We start from the raw sequence: 19,746 nt of genomic DNA on the forward strand, positions 1-19,746 counted from the left end.
ACTGTGGAGGGCCGCGTGGCTGAGTTCGTTAGGCTCGAGGTCGAGGACGGGATCGGCACGATCCGCCTGGAACGGCCGCCGATGAACGCCCTGAACCGGCAGGTGCAGACCGAGCTCCAGGCCGCCGCGAAGGAGGCCTCCGAGCGTTCGGACGTCTACGCGGTCATCGTCTACGGCGGCGAGAAGGTCTTCGCGGCCGGCGCCGACGTCAAGGAGTTCGCGCAGATCTCGCACGCCGAGATGACGCTGCGCGCCAAGGGCCTGTCGGACGCGCTCGGCGCCCTGGCCTCGGTGCCCAAGCCGACGGTCGCCGCGATCACCGGCTACGCGCTCGGCGGCGGCTTCGAAGTGGCGCTCGGCTGCGACCGCCGCATCGCGGGCGACAACGCGAAGGTCGGCCAGCCCGAGATCCTGCTCGGCCTGATCCCCGGCGGTGGCGGCACGCAGCGCCTCGCCCGGCTGATCGGTCCGTCGAAGACCAAGGACCTGCTCTACACCGGCCGGTTCGTCGGCGCCCAGGAGGCGCTCGAGATCGGCATGGTCGACGAGGTCGTGGCCCCGGACGACGTGTACGCCGCAGCCGTGCGGTGGGCCGAGCAGTTCGTCGGCGGGCCGGTGCTCGCCCTGGCGGCCACCAAGGCGGCCGTCGACGGCGGCCTCGACACCGACCTCGAGTCGGGTCTCAAGCTCGAAAGCCACCTCTTCGCGGCCTTGTTCGCGACGGAGGACAAGAAGGCGGGCGTGGAGTCGTTCATCGAGAACGGCCCTGGAAAGGCGAAGTTCAGTGGCAACTGACCCGGCACCCAATCCCCACGCGACCGCGGAAGAGGTCCAGGCGGCCTACTCCGACACCAAGCTCGCGCAGGTGCTCTACCACGACTGGGAAGCGGGCACGTACGACGAGAAGTGGTCGATTTCCTACGACGACCGCTGCATCACCTACGCGACGGACCGCTTCCGCGCCGCCGCGGGGGACGTCGGCCCGTACGGGCACGCGCTGGAACTGGGCTGCGGCACCGGCTTCTTCCTGCTGAACCTCATGCAGGGCGGGGTGATCGAGAAGGGGTCGGTCACCGACCTGTCGCCCGGCATGGTCGAGGTCGCGCTGCGCAACGCCGAGCACCTCGGTCTCGACGTGGACGGCCGGGTCGCCGACGCCGAGCGGATCCCGTACGACGACAACACGTTCGACCTCGTCGTCGGCCACGCGGTGCTGCACCACATCCCGGACGTCGAGGCGGCGATGCGCGAGGTGCTGCGCGTCCTCAAGCCCGGCGGGAAGTTCGTGTTCGCGGGCGACCCGACGAACATCGGCAACTTCTACGCCCGCAAGCTCGGCCAGGCGACGTGGTGGCTGACCACCACCATCACCAAGGCCCTGCCGGTGCTGAACGACTGGCGCCGGCCGCAGGAGGAGCTCGACGAGTCCTCCCGCGCCGCCGCGCTGGAGGCCGTGGTCGACCTGCACACGTTCGACCCGGACCAGCTGGAGGCGACGGCTCGCCGCGCCGGTGCCGTCGGTGTGCGCGCGGTGACCGACGAGCTGTCCGCGGCCCTGTTCGGCTGGCCGGTGCGGACGTTCGAGGCCGCCGTGCCGCGCGAGAAGCTGGGCTTCGGGTGGGCGATGTTCGCCTACCGCACCTGGCAGAACCTCACGTGGGTCGACCAGAACGTGCTCTCGAAGGTGCTGCCGCGCGAGGTGTTCTACAACGTGTCGGTCACCGGCGAGAAGTCTTCCTGAATTGGGCTACGCGTTCACCACCGCCGACGTGGCGTTCCTGCGCTCCGCCGCCGGGACCGCCGCGGTGGCGGAGGTGGACGCGTTGCCGTTCTCCGACGCCTCCCGCCTGAGGGACGTCGAGACGGCCCGCAAGCGCCTCGGCCCGTCGTTCGCCCCGGTCGTGGAAACCGTGCTGCTGCGGCGTCGCGCGGTGTCCAAACTGGACTCCGCGGCGTCGTGGCTCTTCACCGACGACGCGTTGCAGCAGGCCACGGCGTCCGCTGTCGCCCGGCACCGCGCCACGCGGTTCGCCGGTCGCACGGTGCACGACGTCACGTGTTCGGTCGGGGCGGACCTCTTCGCGCTGAGCTCGGTCGCTTCCACGTGCGTCGGCTCGGACCTCGACCCGGTGCGGCTCGCCATGGCGCGCAACAACGTCCCCGGTTCGCTGGTCGTCCGGGCCGACGCCCTGCGCCCGGTGTCGCGGGCGTCCGCCGTGACCGCCGACCCGGCCCGTCGTGACTCCTCCGGCCGCCGCAGGTGGAACCCCTCGGACTTCGTGCCGCCGCTCGACGAGCTGTCCGAGGTGTACGCGAGCGTCGACCTCGCCGTGAAGTGCGCGCCCGGCATCGACTTCGCCGTCGCGCCCTGGGCGGACGAGATCGAGGTCGTGTCGCTGGACAGCGCGGTCCGCGAGGCCTGCCTGTGGACGCGGGGCCTCGCCACACCCGGGGTTTCGCGCCGCGCCACGGTTCTGCACGGTTCGTCGTCGTGGACCCTGACGGACGCCGAACCCGACGACTGCCCGGTCGCGCCGCCCGGTGCGTGGCTCGTCGACCCGGACGGCGCGGTGGTGCGCGCCGGTCTGGTGCGGCACTACGCGGCGCGGCACGGGTTGTGGCAGCTCGACGAGCGCATCGCGTACCTGAGCGGTGACGAGCCCCCGCCCGGCATCCGGGCGTTCCGCGTGCTCGAACACGGGCACTACGCGGAGAAGTCGCTCAAGTCGCTGCTGAAGACGCGGGGGATCGGCTCGCTGGAGATCCTGGTGCGCGGCCTCGACGTCGACCCGAACACGATGCGCAAGCGCCTCAAGCTCGCCGGTCCGGGATCGGCCACGGTCGTGCTGACCAGGATCGGCTCAAAGCCCGTCTTCGTGCTGTGCGAGGCTCAGCGCACCTAGCAGCAGGTCGAGGCGGGTGTCGTCGTGCACCGGTCGCAACCTCCCGCCTCGCACGAGCGTCGCGATGCCGTGCAGCGAGCTCCAGAAGACCTCCGTCAACGCCTCCGGGTCGCGGTCGCGCCGGACGGGCTCGACCGCGGCGACGAGTTCGCCGAACGCGTCGAGCAGTTCCCGCGGCACCTCGTCCGTGCCCCACGGGATGTCGGACCGCTGCACGAACATCGCGTCGTAGAGCGCGGGCCTTTCCCTCGCGAACCGCAGGTAGGCCTCCGCCGCGGCCCGCAGCCGTGACCCCCCTCGGGAGGGACGGGCTTCCCGCAGCACGCGCGCCAGGTCGCCGCACCCCTGGATCGCGACCGCGCGCACGATCGCGTCCTTGCCCTTGAAGTGGCTGTAGAGCACCGGCTGGCTGTACTCGACCTTCTCGGCGAGCCGGCGCGTGGTGACGGCGTCCCAGCCCTCCTGCTCGGCCAGGTCCCGGGCGGCGTCGATGATCAGCTGGTGGCGTTCGGCCCGCTCGCGCTCACGCCGGTCCTGGATGGTCACGCCGCACAATCTAGCACTGCTAGACATCCGAGCGCCCTGCTGCTAGCGTCGCTCCCGTCGCTAGCAATGCTAGAAATCCAGGAGGACGAAATGCGCTTGGCCACGATTATGGGATGGCTCGTCGTCGGGGCGGGCTTCTACTTCGGCCTCGGCTACCTGCTCAACGGCGACGGAGCCGCAGCGGGGTTCGGCATCGTCGACCCGGCCGGCTACTACGTCGTGAAGGGCGTGCGAGACATCGCCTACGCCTTGACGGCCTTGATCCTGCTGCTCCTGGGCCACCGCCGAGCCCTCGGGTGGGTCGTCCTGGCGGACTCGATCATCCCGATCGGCGATTGCATAGCCGTGATGACGCACGGCGGCACAGCGGGCTACGCGCTCGCGGTGCACGGTTCCGCGGCCGTGCTGGTGCTGTTCACCGCGTGGCTGCTGCTCCGGGAGAAAGCGCCCGAACGGTCTCCCGCAGCACAGGCTCGCTGATCTCGTCCACCAGCAGCCCGGTCGCCACGTGGAACGCCCGCCGCAGCTCGCCGGGATCCGTCGACAGCACCAGCGTGCCGACGAACGCGGAGGCGTCCCGCAGGCCGTCCAGCCCGCGACCCTGCACCGCGTCGACCCCCTCGCGCAGGCACCACAACGACATCACGTGGTCCCGCATCCCGTTGATCATGTAGACGGCCTGCCACACCCGCCCGCGCTCGATCGCCGACCGCGCGTGCACCGCGTACAACCAGGCGAGACCGACGAGCTCGTCCCGATCGGGCTGCCCGGCCCGAGGAAGCTCGTTCGCCTCCCCGAACAGCAGTCGGAACGTGGGTCCGGTCGCCCCGAACTCGTCCGACGGCCAGAACGCGATGTCCACCTGCAACGTGGACCGCATGAGGAACACGCGGAACAACACGTTGCCGCGCCGGACGTCGAGGTGGCTGACGGCGCCGCACGCCTGCATCAACGCCGTCCAGTCGGCGACCACGCCGTCCACGTCCCGCTCCACCGACAGGGCGAAGTCGATGTCGGACCACCGGTCCTCCCCGCCGACCGCCGCCGACCCGGTCACCGCCGCCCCGACCACCCGGCAGTCGGTCTCGGCGGCGCTGACGAGGTCGCGGCGCAACTGGTCGCGTTCTGAAACCCTGAACACCGCACAACCTTATGAGCTACGGCTCCAGCCCGGCTCGCGCACAGGCTGCCCCGGTGCGGCTCCGCCGTCCCGGCGAAGCCGCACCAGGTGGGATCAAGCCAGTGCCACGGCGAAGATGTGCATGTTCCCGTCCTCCGGCAGCACGACGCTCGCCAACGTCTTGCCCTCCGGAGCCGCGTACGTCTTCGTGGCGAAGATGTGCGTGGCCACCTTCTCGTTGCCGCCGCCGAGCGTGTTGCGGTACGGCGTGGTCGCGACGACGACGTTGCCGTAGCTCGGCGTCGCGCCGCCTCCGCCCAGCGTCCAGTCGCTGAACCCGATGTCCACCGAAGCGGTCGTGCCGTCGGTGAACGTGACAACGGCCGGCTTGGTGCGGGCGCCGTTGGTCGCGGAGCCCACGAAGGCGAGCCGCGTCCCGGACAGGGCAAGCGTTTGCTTCGCGGCGGTCGCGTTGTCGGGACGGCCCGCCGGGGAGGACGGCCACGTGAACGTCAGGCCGTCGACGGTGACCGTGCCGCCCGGCGCGAGCCCGGCCGTGGCCAGTGCCTCCCGCGAGTAGCTGTAGCCGCCGCCGTCGAAGTCGCCCTCGCCGTCCGCGTCGGCGGAGGCACCGACGTTGTTCACCGCGGCGAGCATGCTGCCCGCCGGCGCGACCTTCACCGTCTGCGGCAGCACGACCGGCTTCGAGGCTCCTTCGACGATCACCGTCACGGTGATGTCGTAGAAGCCCTGCGCGGTACCGGGACCGGCCGCGACCGTGAACTCCGCGGGCACGGTGCCGGTGGCCGGCGTGAACGACAGCGCGTCCGGACCGGTGATCGTGTAGGTCGCCTTCGGGTCGCCGTCGTAGAGCTTGACCGAGTCGACCTTCCCCCGGACCGAGCCGCCGGGCTCGACGACGAGCTGGCGCGGTTCGACCGTGAGGAAGTACGGCTGGTCGTGGCGGATCGGCTGCTCGCCGTCGCGGAACGACGGCGGGGCGTCGGCGGCGCCGGTGCCCCACGAGGACGCCGACCCGCCCAGCACGAAGTCGAGCCTGCCGCCGCGTTCCACGAACGACTCCGGCAGCCAGGTCTTCGACGACGCACGGCCGTTGACCTTCAACGACTGCACGTACTTCGTGGCCGTGCCGGCCTGGGGCGCGGTGATGGTGATGTCCCTGCCGCCGCCGCGGTTGATCTTCGCCGACGTGAACAGCGGCGCGCTCAGCACCAGCTCGGCGCGCGACGGCACCTGCGGGTAGATGCCCATCGCGGTGAACACGAACCACGACGACATGGCGCCGAGGTCGTCGTTGCCGGGAATGCCGCCGGGAGTGTTCTTCCACAGCGTGTTCACCGTCTCGCGCAACGTCTCCTGCGCCTTGGCTGGCTGGCCGGTGTAGTTGTAGAGCCACGGCACGTTCACCGACGGCTCGTTGTCCAGCTCGGACTTCGCCCCGCCGCGGCCGGTCAGCGCCCAGCTGCCGTCGGCGTTGTGGAAGAAGTCGTCCAGCCGCTTGTTCGCGCGCTCCCGACCGCCCAGCGACTCGACGAGCCCGGCGACGTTGTGCGGGACCATCCACGTGTACTGGGCGCTGCTGCCCTCGACGAACCCGTTGCCGGTGTCGGGCGTGAAGTCCTTGACCCACGTGCCGTCGGCGTTGCGGTTGCGGATGTAGCCGCCGGTGGCGTCCGCGACCGGGTCGAAGTTGTTCTGCCACCACTGCGCGCGCTCGGCGAACGTCTTCGCGGTCCTGCGGTCGCCCGTGCGCCCGGCGAGCTGGCTGATGGCGAAGTCCGCCGCCGAGATCTCCAGGGTCTCCGCCGCGCCGCCCCAGGCGTTCGAGACCGACGGCATGTACCTGTGCTTCAGGTACTTGTCGAGCGACGGCCGCTGCCCGACCGACATCACGGCCCAGCCCTCCTTGCTCAGGTCGAGCGCGGTGGGCACGGTCGCGGCCTTCACCAGCGACTTCAGCGACGCCCCGAGGTCGTAGCCGGTGCCGCCGAAGGCCGAGATGGCGGCCAGCGCGATCGGCGCCGGGTCGCCGTTCATGACGTGCGTGCCACCGTTGTTGTGCGTCCAGCGGTCCCACACGCCGTTGTTGTGCTCGGCCTGGTTGAGCAGCGACTGCGCGATGTCCGACCCGATCTGCGGTTCGAGCAGGGTGAGCAGCTGCAGCTGCGAGCGGTAGACGTCCCAGCCCGAGAACGTGCCGTACTGGGCCTTCTGCCTCCGCTTGTCGATCTTGTGGACCTTGCCGTCGAACCCGGCGTACTCGCCGTTGACGTCGCTGAAGAGGTTGGGGTGCAGCAACGAGTGGTACAGCGCCGTGTAGAACTTCGTCCGCTCGTCATCGGAGCCGCCGCCGACCTCGATGCGCCTGAGCTGCTTCTGCCACGCGATGTACGCGTTGTCCCTCATGTCCTCGATGGACTGGCCCTTGTTCTCGGCCCTCAGGTTCGCCTTGGCGTTGTCCAAGCTGACGTAGGAGATGCCGATTTTCACGCCGACCTGCGAGCCCGGTGCGAACCCCAGGTACGCGCCGGAGCCCTTGCCCAGCACCGGCCAGCCGTTGGTGCCGTACGTCGTGCCGCCCTTCGCGGTCGTGCTTCCGGGCGTGACAACGTTGTCCTGGTACGTGCCGACCTCGGTGAACGCCTGGTCGAACTCCGCCACGAAGTGCAGCGTGTAGTAGCTGCGGCGGCCGGCCTGGTTGATGTAGCCGCAGAAGTTGCCGCTGGTCACGCTGCCGGTGATGGTGCGCTTGTCCCTGTCGACCACGGTCTGGGCGTCACTGCTGCCGACCTGCGACTTGGACGTGTTGACCAGCACCGTCGCCGGCTTGTCGGCGGGGAAGGTGAACCGCGCCGCGCCGGTGCGTTCCGTGGCGGACAGCTCGGCCTTCGCACCCGATTTGAGCGTCACGTCGTAGCGGCCGGGCTTGGCCACCTCGTCCGCGTGCGCGAACTCGCTCGCGTAGACGGCGTCCGTCGCGTCGGTGGCCGGGCTGGTCGTGACGGTCCCGACGTGCGGGAAGATCGGGATGTCACCGCTGCCGCCCGCGCAGCCCGTGCCGGACATGTGGGTGAGGCTGAAGCCGCGGATCTTCGTGGCGTCGTACCGGTAGCCGCCGGGAGCCGCGGCGCGCAGGGTGTTGCCTCGACTGGCCTCCGGGCTGAAGGAGAACATGCCGAACGGCACGACCGCGCCGGGGAAGGTGTTCCCGAGGTTGGTCGTGCCGATGAACGGGTTCACGTGTGCTGCCGGATCCGGCACCACCTGGACCTGGGGCTGAGCGGAGGCGGGGACCACCCCGAACGTCATGGCCGCCACTGCCGCAGCTGTCGTGAGCACTCTTCGCCGCATGGTCGCGGACCCTACTTTCCGTGCCCGCGCAACCCCAGAGAGCGACGTGAAGTTGTCGTCAAACGGACAACCGCTGCTCCATGAAGGCCCTCAGCGCGGGCCAGTCGCAGTCCTCCGCGACCTCCACCCGGTACTTCCCCTCGACGAGCGCGCCCTCGTCGTCGATGTCGAGCCCGTGGGTCTTCAGGACGAGACTTCCGGGCACGACCGCCTCCGCCACGGCGACGGCGTCGTGGACGAGGATGCCCTCCTCGTGGTCGGAGTGGTTCAGGTTCCTGTTGGCGGCGAGGTAGGCCCGGTAGGTGCCGGTGAGGTTGCTCAGCACGGGGTCGACGTTCGCGAGGAACTCGGTGTCCGCGATGCACCGCTGCGTGAGGTTGAGCGGCACGACGAGCGGGTTCCCCTTGCGGATCACCGTCCGCGCCGCCGCGGCGTCGGCCCAGAAGTTGAACTCGGCCCGGAGTGTCATGTTGCCGATGCCGAGCCCGCCACCCATGACGATCAGCCGCGGGAACTCGACACCGGCGTCGAGCGCGGCGGCGATGTTCGTGAGCGGCCCGATCGCCGCGACGACGGTGTCCGGCGTGATGGTGTCCGCGAAGAACCGCACGACGTCTTCGCCCTGCACGCCTCGCGGGTTCTCCGGCAACGTGAGCGCCTGCCCGCCGAGCCCGTCCGCGCCGTGCACGTCCGCGGCCCCGCCGGGTCCCTCGAACCCCTTGACCACGGGCACGTCGGTGCGCCCGAGGTGCGCGAGCAACCGCAGCGCGTTGGCCGTCGTGAGGTCCAGCCCGACGTTGCCGAAGACCGTGGTCAGGCCTTTCAGCTCGACCTCGGGGCTGCGGGCCGCGAGCGCGATCGCGAACGCGTCGTCGACGCCGGGGTCGGTGTCGATGATGAGAGGAGTCGCCATGCCGCCAGCCTGCCTCACGGCCCGGCGTGCGCGCCCAGGAAGGTGCCGAGGTGCACCGCGGCCACCTCGGTGCTCAGCCGAGGTCATCCAAAACGGCGACATAGGCGGGAGCCACGAGACGGATGCGATCGGCGGGGATGTCTCCGGCGAGCGCGTCGATCGCCAGCCGTACACCCGGAGTAGCAGGCCCGCCGAACTGCTCTCGGAGAAGATCGAGGCCGCGCTTCGTCACCTCACCGACCAGGTGGTCCTTTGTCAGAACGCGGAAAGAATCCACGACTTCCTGCCGCGGTACTCCCACCATGAGGCGGTAGACGTCGCCTGCGTCTTTGTTGGTGAGCCTGCTGGGGTTCCGCAGACGATCGTGGATCTTGTGGGCCTTGGCGACCAGCAGGGCGGCGGCCCCGGCCACGTTCACCTCCGTGGAACGTCCGCTGCCGTCCAAGGCGGTGATCGTCATGGGGGAGCGGTCGACGACTGCTACCTCGAGACCTGGCACGCGGCGAGCTGTCATTTTGTCATGCGGCCTGATGTTCGCGCTGCGGCTCCCCGTGCCGGCCAGTCGTTCGCCGACCAGGAGGTCCAGTTCCACGGGGACGAGAACGTCTCCGACGAATTCCTTGCGTGCCCAGAGTCCTGGCTGGTTCTCGGACATCAGCTCGAACCCTGCCGACCTGAGCCTCTCCTGGATCAAGGGCTCGTCCTCGAGCTGACGTGGATCGACTCCCAGATCACCGTCCGAGGTGTGAGCCGCAGTGGAGAACTGGGCGCCCAGGGTGCGGAGGTGTACGGCCTGCGCTCCCACCACAGTGATCGATGAGAGATGAGGCGCAAGGGCGTCCAGTCCGTCGAGGAGCACGTTACGAGCTACAACAGTGAGATCTGACGGATGAACCCCGTGCGGAGTCTTGGACATCGGTGAACTTTCTGTCATGAGAAGTTTGAAGAGTGGTGCTGGACTGCCCTAGTCGTCGTTCAACGGAGCAGGTAGTCGCCATTCCCGCTCATGACCGATCATGTAGTCCAAGACCTTCTCCGCCTCTGCGGGCATCCGGTCCGGTCCGGTCAGGCTGTCGAGCACGAGCTGGCTCAATGCCACATGTTGCACACCGTCAACGGTCCTGGTTCCGTCGAAGACCGCGCGGTCGTGGGCGCGAAGGAGCAGAACGTTTCCGCGATCCGCACGCATCAGGTCAAGTTTGCTCGCCCACGCGTCAGGCGTGTGCGGCCCAGCCTCCACGTACAGCATTAGTTGACCATCTGTCGCGTACGGAGCTACACAGCGCGCCGCGTAGTGGCCGGTCACTGCGATGCTTCCCGAAGCGCCATCCTTCCGCAGTTCTCGTGCCAGATCGGCCAGCAAAGCGGTTTCGCCGTTCATCGCGATCGCGCTCACATGGGAGTTGTGCCGAAGCAGGTCATAGGTTTCCGCACGAGCGCGCAGAACCTCAGGCCACTTCACATCCGTGATGGTCCGCCCCTGTCGACGGATGAGCAGCTGGTCCTCGAGTTGGCCGAGCAGCCGCGACACCCAGGGAAGGCTCACCCCCGTCGCCGAGGCGATCCGAGTCGCTCGATACGGAGGACGGTGGTCGACCAAGAAGCGTACGACGCGGCCTGCCCGAACTCCTCCCAGCGTGACGGTACGCGTGTCCGCGGACTCGTCAACCGTCGATGATCTGGGGGCTTTCCGGGCTCCGTGGGTCTCGATGCGGATCGAGGGGTAGTCGATCGAGATCGAGGTGTTGCCTGTCAGATCGAGGTAGGCGATCTCCTGCTCACGCAGGACTTGTTGAGTTCGTGCGCTGATCCAAGGAGAGACCACCAGTAGCGTCTGCTGCCCGCGCACATGGCGTAGAACGTTGCTGATCTGGCGGAGCTGGGTTTCCGCGTCGCGCGGAGTGACCGTCGTCCGCGCGACCACCAGGAGCTCGGTGAAGCGTTGCTGGTCGGGCGGGGTCAACCGGACGCGGCTGTCGATCACCGCGTCTCCTGTCCTGTGTCCCTCCGGGTCGGGAAGTTCCGCCACCTGCCAACCGGCCCCTAGAAGTCCTTGCAGGTGGTTGAGTGCTCGTTCGAGTAGTGGGGAAGGTTCGGTATCGATGTCGTCCCTCCTCGGCTCACTTGCTCCATTCAGCCGCGACAATAGCAAACTTGCCTCATGTTGGAACTTGCCTGTGATGCGCAACCTTGTCTTGTGCGCAAGTTTGCTCATGAGAGGAACTTGTCGGATGGGCGAAACCTGGTTGATTGAGCAAGCTGTCGACGAAGTTAGAGTCTTCGTCCATGACTTCGATGTGGGGTGCACCGGTCTGGACCCGCTGGCGCAGGTCGCGCCGTGACCCGATGCAGGCGCGGTTCCTCACGGTGGACTCCCTGCGCTGGGTGCTGCGCCACCGCGCCTACACCCCCTGGTACCTCGTCCGGTACTGGCGCCTGCTGAAGTTCCGCCTGCTCAACCCGCACGTGGTGCTGCGCGGCATGGTCTTCTTCGGCAAGCGCGTCGAGGTCATGGCCCGGCCCGGCTTCGGCCGCCTCGAGATCGGCCGCTGGGTGCACATCGGCGACGGCAACGCGATCCGCTGCCACGAGGGGTCGCTGCGCATCGGCGACAAGGTCGTGTTCGGCAAGGACAACACAGTCAACTGCTACCTCGACATCGAGATCGGCGCGTCGTCGCTGGTCGCTGACTGGGTCTACATCTGCGACTTCGACCACAAGGTCGAGGACGTCACGCTGCCGATCAAGGACCAGGGCATCGTGAAGTCCCCGGTCCGCATCGGGCCGGACTGCTGGCTCGGCGCCAAGGTCACCGTGCTGCGCGGCACCCGCGTCGGCCGCGGGTGCGTTCTGGGTGCCCACGCGGTGGTGCGCGGGGACGTGCCCGACTTCAAGATCGCGGTCGGCATGCCGGCCAGGGTCGTCCGGGACCGGCGGGCCGACTACGAGGCGGACGCCCAGCGGCGGGCGGACATCGCCGACATGGCCCGCAAGGCCGGGGAGGCCTTGGCCCAGCGGGAGCAGTCGTCCGGCACGTCAGCGTGAGTCGGCCAGCCGCGGCCACGCCAGCGGCGCGAGCTGCGGGCGTTTCGGGCTGAACCCGTCCCCGGGCTGCCGGCCGATCAGCCGGTTCCGAGTCCGCGTGTACGCCACCGGCAGCACCTGGTCCCGCAACCACCGCCAGTGGTCCAGGACCGAGGCCGGCGTCGCCGCGCCCTCCAGCGGCGTCAGCCACGACGGGTCGAACGGGATCTCCAGCGCCGACAACAGGTGTCCGGCCAGGCGCCGGTGCCCCAGCGACGACAGGTGCAGCCGGTCCGGCCCGAAGTACCGCGAGTCGTGCACGCACTCGTCGGCGGCGACGTCGACCAGAACCGCGCCGTAGCGCGAAGAAGCGTCGCGAACGGCTGCGTTCAGGGCCTCGATCCGGGGCCGCATGCGCCACCCGAACGGCATGCGGTGCGAGATGTCGCTCAACGTGAAGACGGCGACGGTCGGCGCGAACGACGTCACGGCGCGCACCATCGCGTCGACCCGCTGGTGCAGGTGCGCGGCCGAAGCCCCGGACATCACGTCGTTGCCGCCGCCGAAGAGCACCACCAGGTCGGGGTCCAGCGCCGACGCGGACGGGACCTGCTCCACCAGCATCTGGTCGAGCCGGCGGCCGCGCACGGCGAGGTTGGCGTAGCGGAAACCGGGTGCGTCCAGCGCGGACGCGACGCGGTCGGCCCAGCCGCGGTAGCGGCCGTCGGGCAGCAGGTCGTCCAGGCCCTCGGTGCAGCTGTCCCCGAGCGCCACGAAGCGTTGGTAGTTCATCCAGTCCTCGGTCACCTTCTGTTCACGGGACCGGCGACTGTAGCGGACCTAGGTGAACAGGTTTCCCGTCGCGATCTTGGGACGCCCGAGGACGCGCGGCTCGCGCACCGAGGCCTTCGCGTAGACGGCCGCCGTGTCGGAAGCGATGGTGGCCCAGTTGAAGTCGGTGGCCAGACGTGCTTTCGCGGCACGGGCGCGAGCCGCCGCCGAGGTGGGGTCGGAGAGCACGGCACGCACGCCGCGCGCGAGTCCGTCCACGTCACCGGGCGCGAACGACAGACCGGTGACGCCGTCCACCACGACCTCGCCGAGCCCGCCGGCGGTCGAGGCGACCAGGGGAGTCCCGGCCGCGGCGGCCTCCAGGGCGACGATGCCGAAGGGTTCGTAGCGCGAGGGCAGCACGACGGCGTCGGCCGCGGTGAGCAACGCCGCCAGCGACCTGTCGGAGAGGTGGCCGACGAACTCCACGGCGCGCAGCACGCGGTGCTTGCGCGCCTGGTCCCGCAGCCACTCGGTCTGCGAGCCGCCACCGGCGACGACGACGCGCGTGCCGCGGTGGAAGCGGCGGATCCGGGGCAGGGCGGCGATCAGGTCCTGGACGCCCTTCTCCCACTCGATGCGGCCGAAGAACAGCAGCAGCGGGTCGCCGTGCGGCGAGTAGGCGCGGCGGGCGGCGCCGACGTCCTTCGCGCGCACCTTCCAGCCGCCGGGCTCGATGCCGTTGTGCAGCACGGAGACGTCGGCGGTGTCCACTTCGAACAGCTGCGCGACCTCGCCGCGCATCGCCGACGAGCAGGTGATCAGCGAGTCGGCGCGGTTCGCGAGCCACCACTCCACCGAGTGCACCTGCTGGTTCAGCGGGTGCGACAGCCAGCCGGAGTGCCGGCCCGCCTCGGTCGCGTGGATCGTCGCCACCAGCGGCACGCCGAACGCCTCGGCCAGCGCCACGGCCGGGTGTGCGACGAGCCAGTCGTGCGCGTGCACGACGTCCGGGCGCCACGAGTCCAGCGCCAGGCCGGCGCGCGTCATCGCGTGGCCCATCGCGAGGGTCCACGCCAGGAGGTCCTTCTCGAACACGAAGTGCGCCGGGTCCTCGGCGACGCGGACCAGCCGCACGCCCTCGCTCACCACGTCGACGGTGGGGTGCGTGACGGCGTCGGTGCCGGAGGGTTGCCGGCAGAGCACGACGACGTCGTGCCCCTGCGCGGCCAGCTGTGTCGCGAGCGCGTGGACGTGCCTGCCCAGCCCGCCGACGACCACCGGCGGGTACTCCCACGACAACATCAGCACGCGCATCCCGTTACCTCATTCCTCGCGCGTCCAGATGCCCGAACGGGCCGTCCGCCGCGCGGAGTTCCGCCGCCCTCGCACGTCCACGACCGCCGCGCGCCAGCGCCGCGAGCTCGCTGAAGCGGTCGCTGTGAATCTTCGCGCGGTACCGGGCGTAGTCGGCGGCCGAGTCCTTGGTGACCATGAAGGCCCAGTCGCTCGACAACGCCAGCAGCGCCTCGCGCACCGCCTGGTCCAGCACCGGATCCCGCACGTCGGAGGAGAAGTCCAGTCCCAGCAACTCCTGCTGCACCGACGCGTTCAGCGACACGATGTCGGACACCTGCGCACCGTCCCACACGCGCCAGTCCTTGCCGCTGCCCCACGACGACGCCGGCAGCTCGACCGGCGCGCCCACGTGACCCGCCTCGGCGGCGCCGCGCAACGTCGTGACGCGGACACCCGCCTCGGGCAGCGCGCGCAGCACGGCCTCCAGCCACAGAGGACCCTCGTGCCACCAGTGCCCGTACAGCTCGGTGTCGTAGGCCGCGACGACCAGGCCGCCGTCGATCGCCCGCAGCCGCCTCACGACGGTCTCGACGAAGTCGGCCACGTGCCGGTCGAGAGCCTCGCGCGCCAGCAGCGGGTCGTACGGCCGCTTGTCCTCCGGCGCCACGTTCTTGCCCGTCACGCGCGACGGCTTGAGGCCCGTAGGGTGGTCGTAGGTGTGAAAATCCCGGTACGCGGCATCGCCCGGATAGCCGACCTTCGGCGACCAGACGCGGTACGAGACCTCGAGGTCGCGCCCGAACGCCAGCACGTCCGACGATCCCACGGGGTGCGCGGACGAGGTGTCGCCGTGCAGCGCGGGCCCGTCGACCAGGAACCGCCGCACGCCGGCCGCCGCGTACCCCGCCTCCATGCCGGGCGAGTAACCGCACTCCGGCGCCCAGATCCCCTCCGGCGCGCGGCCGACGCGCAGCGCCGTGTCGTCCAGGCCGGTCCGCAGCGCGAAAGCCCGCACCTCCGGGGCCAGCAACGGCTGGAACGGGTGCGTCGCCGGACCGCCGAGCAGCTCGATGGCCGAGGAGTCCACAAGGGACCGCAGCAGGGGCGAGAAACCGTGCCGCCACTGGTTTTCGAACCTCTCCAGCGCCCACGACGACGCGCGGTGCTCGTACGCGGACAGCTCGGGCAGCCGCTCCCCGGCGAAGTGCGAGCGCAGGTGCCAGTTGCCGAGCCAGTCGTGCATGCCCCGCAGGCAGTACGGGTCGTCGAGCTGCGCGGCCAGGACCGGTGTGACGCCGAGCGTGAGGACGTCGGTGCGGCCCTCGTCGGCGAACCGGCGCAGCATGTCCACGACGGGCAGGTACGAGTGCGCCCACGCCTGGTAGAGCCACTCCTCGCCGACCGGCCACGCGCCGTGGTGGGCGAGCCAGGGCAGGTGGCTGTGCAGGACCAGGCAGAACGTTCCCTCGGACTTCGTGGAGGTCACGTGCGCACCGCCACGGCGACGAGGTCGAGGGACGCGTCCATGTCGTCGGGCGTGATGTCGAAGTCCTGCACCGTCACCGACTCCACCGCCTCCTTCAGCTCGGCGGGCCACGGCGCACCGGACAGGGCGACCTCGACCTGTGCGTCGATGATCTGTCCGTTCAGGAGCATGTCAAGCCTCCTGCCGTGGCGCAGCCCCGTCAGTTCGTCAACGCGGAAACCAGCCCCGCGCAGCATCTCGTCCAGTTCGGACGGTGCCAGTTCCCTGGTGTGGAACGGGTTCAGCGGGGTGTCCTGGCCGGGCGAGAACGTCAGCCTGTTCGGCGTGGTGACGATGAGCTTCCCGCCGGGGCGCAGCACCCGCCGGCATTCGGCGAGGAAGCCCTCCTGGTCCCAGAGGTGCTCGATGACCTGCAGGTTCGCGACGACGTCCACGCTGCCGTCGCGCAACGGCAGCGTCGCGAGGTTCCCGCGCAGAACGTCCAGCTGCGGGTACGCGCGCGACACGTGCTGGGACGTCAGCTCGTCGTAGTCGAGCGCGACGACCCTGCGGGCGACCGTGCGGATCAGCTGGGCGCCGTAGCCCTCGCCGCAGCCCGCCTCCAGCACGACGGCGTCCGCGCAGTGGCGGATGAGGTGCAGATATGCGGCCTCGTGGCGCCGGAACCAGTAGTTCTCTTCCGCGATACCGGGCACTGTGCGTTCGCCGGTCAGGGGGAGGGTCACGCCCGTCAGGTTACTTGTCAGTAGAGCACCTGCGAACTACCTGGTGCGCGATGGCGACGGCGACACCGGTCCCGGCGAGCACCGTGGTCGTCGGGGCCATGTACTCGGGCGCTGAGCGATCCGCACCGGTACCTGCTCCTCTACGGCACGCCGGTGCCCGGCCACCACGCGCCCGAGGACATCACCGCGATCTCGGACGAGATCCCGGCGGTGCTGCTCCAGGTGTGCGGGGGACCGGCGGACGAGGCGCCGCGGACGCCGTTCGACCTGGTCCTGGGCATGAACCGCCAGTGGGCGTCCTCCCTGCCGGCGCCGACCCCGGCCGTCCACCGCGCGCTGTCGTTCTGGACGCGGGTGCAGGGCGTGCTCTCGCTGGAGCTCGCCGGGCACTTCACGCCGATGGGGATCGACGCCGGTCTGCTGCCGGCGGAGGAAGTGGCGGAGCTGGGCTCAGAACGGTGAGATCGTGACGGCCAGCGCGCCCGGCCCCACGTTCGCGCCGATGGCCGCGCTGACCTGGGTCAGGACGATGTCGCGCGCGTGCGGGATCCGCTTGCGCAGCATCTGGAGCAGCTCGTGGCCGTCCTTCTCGGCAGCGAAGTGCTCGACGGCGAGGTCGACGTTGCGCCCGTAGGCCTGCGCCACCGCCTTGTCGACGAGCTTGCCCAGCGCCCGGTCGCGGCCGACGGCCTTGCCGAACGGCTCCACCTCGCCGTTGACGACCGTGAGCAGCGGCTTGACTGACAGCGCGTCGCCGAAGACCTTCGCCGCCGCGCTCACCCGGCCCGCCTGGCGCAGGTACTGCAGAGTGTCGACGTAGATCAGCACGCTCGCGTCGCGGCCGCGCTGCTCGGCGACGCTGCGCGCGTTCTGGACGTTGCCGCCGGACTGCACGATCCGCGCCGCCGCGAGCGCCGCGAACCCGAGCGTCATGCCCGAGGAGTGCGAGTCGACGATGAACACCGGGACGCGCGACTTCGCCGCGGCCACCTTCGCCGCGTCCGTCGCGGGGGAGAGCTTCGGCGTCACGTGCACCGAGACGATCGTCTCCGCGCCCTTCGCCCACGCGTCCTGGTAGGCCCAGAAGAACGCGTCGGGCGCCGGCGGCTGCGTCGAGATGGGGATCTGCGCCTCCATCGCCTGCAGCAGCCGCTCGGTCGGCACGTATGCCTCGTCGATCAGTTCCGACCCGATCTTCAGCTGCATGGGGACCGTGATGATGTTGAACCGGTCCGCCAGGCGGGCGGGCAGCGACGCGGTCGAGTCGGTGACGACGGCTACTCGTGAGGACACGAACGAGAAGGTTAACCAAGGGTGATCGAAGTGGCCACGACCGATGGATGGCAATTCGTGTGATCTCGACCTTCGCGGTTGCATTCCGTGTACGCCGAACGCACCGGCCAGCCGCTCCGGAAAGGCGCCTCGCCAGACACAATCGGGTGACTGCGGCTTGTCTGGTGTTGATCTACATTTACGGTGTTTGTGCTGGAAAGTGGTGCTATGGGGCGATTTTCGCGGAGCCGTTCCGTCCACTTTCGACGCTGCTTGAGGTCATGGGCCGTGGGTAAGCTCGCTCAATCTTCAGCCTGGTTGAGCGAGTAGGTGACCATGGGTGCAAAAGAGCAGGAACTGGTTCCGCTGCACGCCGGTTTCGACGTTGTCTACCGAGGTTTTCACCGACGTCAGGTCGTCGAGCACATCGAGGGTCTCGAGGAGCAGTTGCGCTTCACGAGCCTCGACCGGGACGAGGCGCTGGCACAGGCGGCCGATCTGCGCAAGCTGCTGGAGATGACGCGCCAAGACCTCGAGGAGGCGCGCACCAGGATCGAGCGCCTCGAGTCGACCTCGGGCACGCACGCGAGCGCGACCGAACGGATGCACCGCATGCTCCGCCTCGCCGAGGAAGAGACCGCGGAGATGCACCTGCAGACCGAACGCGAGTGCGCCGACCTCCGCGCGCGCACCGACGTGGAGCTGGCCGCGCTGCGCGCCGCCGCCGAGCAGGAGGCCGCGGCCATGCGCGCCGAGGCCGAGGCCGAGCTCCACGCGTCGCGCCAGGAGTGCGCCACCCGTGCCGCCGAGATGGAACGCCGTGAGCTCGAGGTGGAACGCCGCTGCGCCGACCTCGAGGCCCAGCACCGCCAGCGCGCCGACGAGGTGGAGCGCGAGTGCGGCGAGGCGGTCGCCCAGGCCCAGGCCGACGCGGACAGGCTGCTGCGGGAGACCGCGCTGCAGTGCAACTCGCTGCAGGCCGACTCCGAGCGCAAGCGCGAGAAGGCGGAGCAGTTCCTCGAGCTGACCATGACCCGCCGCCGCAACGAGGCCGCGCGCCACCTGCGGGAGCAGGAGGCGCTGGCGCGCACCCGCTCGGAGTTCGTGGTGAAGATGGCGTGCCGCGAAGCCCAGCGCCGCCTCGCGGAAGTCGCCGAGCGCACCGCCGAGCTGCACGAGCTGCACCGCGTCGTCCACTCGCAGCTGGCCGCGGCCCGCGCCACCCTCTCCGTGGCCGCGGACCGGATCACGCCCGTGCACATCCCGGAGCAGGTGGCCGCCTCGTGAAACGCCGCACGCCGCTTGTCGCAGGCGCGCAGGTGGTGCCCGCGTCGTCCTCGCCCGCAGCCCCGGCGGTGGCCCAGCAGGCGGTGCGCGACCTGTTCACCACCCATTCGGTCAAGGGCGTCGCCTCCGCGCCGGGCACCGCGTCCCTCGTGGGCCGCGGCGAGGACGTGCGCCGAGGCGTGGCGAGCACGATCACCACGCGGGTCGTCGTGGACCCGGCGTGGGGCCCGCCCGCGGACTTCGGACCTCAGATCGACGTCCTCGTGAGCTAGGAGCCTTCGCAATGGCAGGGGCAGTCGGGTTCGTATTCGGGCTGTGCGTGCTGTCCTTCACGTTGGGGGCGGCCCTGATGTACGCGCTGGTGCGGCGCCGCGAGGAAACCGCCCCGGCCGAGCCCGCTCAACCGGAGCAGCCGGCCGAACGCACGTGGGTTCCCAAGCCCGCCGTCGAGCCGGTCGCCGACGACTACGACACGCGGCCGATCCACCGCAACCCGGTGGTGGGGCTGACGCAGCTGGAACCGGCGCTGGCGTCGCTCCCGGAGCCGGTGTCGGGGCCGGTGCTGAGGTCGGTGCCGCGGCTGGACCTGCGAGCGGTGGGCGAGCCGGTGGGGGAGCCGCAGCCGGAGGTTGCTGTGAAGCCCGAGGCCGCTGTGAAGCCTGAGCCGGTGACCGCCGAGGTTCCGATCGCTGCGGCGGTACCGGAACCGGTCGTCGCGGCCGAGCCGGCCACCGATCCCGCACGCGATCCCGGTCCCGTGGCCGAGGACGCCGAGCCGAGCGAGGAGCCCGGAACTGTCGGTGCCGCTCGATACGATCAGGATGGGGACCTCGATCCCCCCTTGGGGGACCCCGAAGCCCCCGAATCAACGGTAGCGGCCGGCACCGACACTCCCGTGCCACCGCCGCCCGCCGCGCCGCAGCCCGTCGAACACACGACGCGGGTGGAGCGGGAGGGCCTCCGGCAGCGCTACCTGAGGACGTTCGAAGAGGTGCGCCGCAAGGCGGACAGCAATTGAGTGTCAGACC

The 19,746-nt window shown here is 70.1% G+C and carries 20 protein-coding genes; 9 read left to right on the forward strand and 11 right to left on the reverse strand.

From position 1 onward, the window contains the following. Nucleotides 1-15: 15 nt before the first annotated feature. Genes BLQ91_RS04405 through BLQ91_RS04415 form a run of 3 tightly spaced genes read left to right on the forward strand, consistent with a single transcriptional unit; the run spans nucleotide 16 to nucleotide 2,903 of the window. Complete coding sequence (locus BLQ91_RS04405) at nucleotides 16-795, forward strand: enoyl-CoA hydratase/isomerase family protein (RefSeq protein ID WP_090095982.1); 780 nt, start codon at nucleotides 16-18, stop codon at nucleotides 793-795. Then, entirely contained in the window at nucleotides 785-1,741 is a 957-nt protein-coding gene (locus BLQ91_RS04410) for a class I SAM-dependent methyltransferase (RefSeq protein WP_090095321.1), read from the forward strand. The genes BLQ91_RS04405 and BLQ91_RS04410 overlap by 11 nt, the downstream gene beginning before the upstream one ends. 1 nt (nucleotide 1,742) lies before the next feature. Next, nucleotides 1,743-2,903 (forward strand): THUMP-like domain-containing protein, encoded by a 1,161-nt coding sequence (locus BLQ91_RS04415; protein WP_090095322.1) that lies wholly within the window; start codon nucleotides 1,743-1,745, stop codon nucleotides 2,901-2,903. On the opposite strand, the gene BLQ91_RS04420 is transcribed toward BLQ91_RS04415, so the two are convergent. Next, nucleotides 2,862-3,449 carry a TetR/AcrR family transcriptional regulator gene (locus BLQ91_RS04420; RefSeq protein WP_090095323.1) on the reverse strand — a complete coding sequence of 196 codons (588 nt, stop codon included), beginning with the start codon at nucleotides 3,447-3,449 and terminating at the stop codon, nucleotides 2,862-2,864. The genes BLQ91_RS04415 and BLQ91_RS04420 overlap by 42 nt on opposite strands. 90 nt (nucleotides 3,450-3,539) lie before the next feature. Between BLQ91_RS04420 and BLQ91_RS04425 the strand changes: the two genes are divergently transcribed. Continuing rightward, nucleotides 3,540-3,929, forward strand: coding sequence for a DUF4267 domain-containing protein (locus BLQ91_RS04425; RefSeq protein ID WP_090095324.1), 390 nt, complete (start codon nucleotides 3,540-3,542; stop codon nucleotides 3,927-3,929). Here BLQ91_RS04425 and BLQ91_RS04430 read toward each other — a convergent pair. The 5 genes from BLQ91_RS04430 to BLQ91_RS04450 form a co-directional block, all read right to left on the reverse strand. Next, nucleotides 3,865-4,590 carry a hypothetical protein gene (locus BLQ91_RS04430; protein WP_090095325.1) on the reverse strand — a complete coding sequence of 242 codons (726 nt, stop codon included), beginning with the start codon at nucleotides 4,588-4,590 and terminating at the stop codon, nucleotides 3,865-3,867. The genes BLQ91_RS04425 and BLQ91_RS04430 overlap by 65 nt on opposite strands. 93 nt (nucleotides 4,591-4,683) lie before the next feature. Next, entirely contained in the window at nucleotides 4,684-7,941 is a 3,258-nt protein-coding gene (locus BLQ91_RS04435; protein WP_090095326.1) for a GH92 family glycosyl hydrolase, read from the reverse strand. Between the two features lie 58 nt (nucleotides 7,942-7,999). Next, nucleotides 8,000-8,854: a nucleoside hydrolase gene (locus tag BLQ91_RS04440; RefSeq protein ID WP_090095327.1), complete on the reverse strand. Its 855-nt coding sequence runs from the start codon at nucleotides 8,852-8,854 to the stop codon at nucleotides 8,000-8,002. 73 nt (nucleotides 8,855-8,927) lie between these two features. Continuing rightward, the gene (locus tag BLQ91_RS04445; protein ID WP_090095328.1) at nucleotides 8,928-9,770 is read right to left on the reverse strand and encodes a hypothetical protein; all 843 of its coding nucleotides are present in this window, start codon (nucleotides 9,768-9,770) and stop codon (nucleotides 8,928-8,930) included. A gap of 48 nt (nucleotides 9,771-9,818) precedes the next feature. Further along, the gene (locus BLQ91_RS04450) at nucleotides 9,819-10,838 is read right to left on the reverse strand and encodes a helix-turn-helix domain-containing protein (RefSeq protein WP_090095329.1); all 1,020 of its coding nucleotides are present in this window, start codon (nucleotides 10,836-10,838) and stop codon (nucleotides 9,819-9,821) included. 302 nt (nucleotides 10,839-11,140) lie between these two features. Here BLQ91_RS04450 and BLQ91_RS04455 point away from each other — a divergent pair, with 302 nt between their 5' ends. Beyond that, nucleotides 11,141-11,899, forward strand: a complete 759-nt coding sequence (locus tag BLQ91_RS04455; protein ID WP_090095330.1) for an acyltransferase — start codon at nucleotides 11,141-11,143, stop codon at nucleotides 11,897-11,899. On the opposite strand, the gene BLQ91_RS04460 is transcribed toward BLQ91_RS04455, so the two are convergent. From BLQ91_RS04460 to BLQ91_RS04475, 4 genes are read right to left on the reverse strand one after another with little or no spacing between them, the layout of a single operon-like run. Next, nucleotides 11,891-12,670 carry an SGNH/GDSL hydrolase family protein gene (locus tag BLQ91_RS04460; protein WP_090095983.1) on the reverse strand — a complete coding sequence of 260 codons (780 nt, stop codon included), beginning with the start codon at nucleotides 12,668-12,670 and terminating at the stop codon, nucleotides 11,891-11,893. The genes BLQ91_RS04455 and BLQ91_RS04460 overlap by 9 nt on opposite strands. A gap of 48 nt (nucleotides 12,671-12,718) precedes the next feature. Beyond that, entirely contained in the window at nucleotides 12,719-13,966 is a 1,248-nt protein-coding gene (locus BLQ91_RS04465) for a glycosyltransferase family 4 protein (RefSeq protein WP_090095331.1), read from the reverse strand. Nucleotides 13,967-13,970: 4 nt separating this feature from the next. Then, nucleotides 13,971-15,434: a 1,4-alpha-glucan branching protein domain-containing protein gene (locus BLQ91_RS04470; RefSeq protein ID WP_090095332.1), complete on the reverse strand. Its 1,464-nt coding sequence runs from the start codon at nucleotides 15,432-15,434 to the stop codon at nucleotides 13,971-13,973. After that, nucleotides 15,431-16,168 carry a class I SAM-dependent methyltransferase gene (locus tag BLQ91_RS04475; RefSeq protein ID WP_090095333.1) on the reverse strand — a complete coding sequence of 246 codons (738 nt, stop codon included), beginning with the start codon at nucleotides 16,166-16,168 and terminating at the stop codon, nucleotides 15,431-15,433. The genes BLQ91_RS04470 and BLQ91_RS04475 overlap by 4 nt, the downstream gene beginning before the upstream one ends. Nucleotides 16,169-16,270: 102 nt before the next feature. On the opposite strand from BLQ91_RS04475, the gene BLQ91_RS04480 reads away from it, so the two are divergent. After that, nucleotides 16,271-16,621, forward strand: a complete 351-nt coding sequence (locus tag BLQ91_RS04480) for a TetR-like C-terminal domain-containing protein (protein ID WP_176959607.1) — start codon at nucleotides 16,271-16,273, stop codon at nucleotides 16,619-16,621. Here the strand turns inward: BLQ91_RS04480 and BLQ91_RS04485 are convergent. Further along, complete coding sequence (locus BLQ91_RS04485; RefSeq protein WP_176959563.1) at nucleotides 16,610-17,452, reverse strand: DegV family protein; 843 nt, start codon at nucleotides 17,450-17,452, stop codon at nucleotides 16,610-16,612. The two genes, BLQ91_RS04480 and BLQ91_RS04485, sit on opposite strands and share 12 nt — an antisense overlap. 315 nt (nucleotides 17,453-17,767) lie before the next feature. Between BLQ91_RS04485 and BLQ91_RS04490 the strand changes: the two genes are divergently transcribed. The 3 genes from BLQ91_RS04490 to BLQ91_RS41050 all read left to right on the forward strand — a co-directional run bounded on the left by BLQ91_RS04490 (nucleotide 17,768) and on the right by BLQ91_RS41050 (nucleotide 19,736). Then, nucleotides 17,768-18,718: a coiled-coil domain-containing protein gene (locus BLQ91_RS04490; RefSeq protein WP_090095336.1), complete on the forward strand. Its 951-nt coding sequence runs from the start codon at nucleotides 17,768-17,770 to the stop codon at nucleotides 18,716-18,718. Next, nucleotides 18,715-18,990 carry a hypothetical protein gene (locus BLQ91_RS04495; protein ID WP_090095337.1) on the forward strand — a complete coding sequence of 92 codons (276 nt, stop codon included), beginning with the start codon at nucleotides 18,715-18,717 and terminating at the stop codon, nucleotides 18,988-18,990. The genes BLQ91_RS04490 and BLQ91_RS04495 overlap by 4 nt, the downstream gene beginning before the upstream one ends. 77 nt (nucleotides 18,991-19,067) lie before the next feature. After that, nucleotides 19,068-19,736 carry a hypothetical protein gene (locus BLQ91_RS41050; protein WP_176959564.1) on the forward strand — a complete coding sequence of 223 codons (669 nt, stop codon included), beginning with the start codon at nucleotides 19,068-19,070 and terminating at the stop codon, nucleotides 19,734-19,736. Nucleotides 19,737-19,746 lie beyond the last annotated feature (10 nt).

The organism is Lentzea jiangxiensis (assembly GCF_900104175.1).
Taxonomy (GTDB): domain Bacteria; phylum Actinomycetota; class Actinomycetes; order Mycobacteriales; family Pseudonocardiaceae; genus Lentzea; species Lentzea jiangxiensis.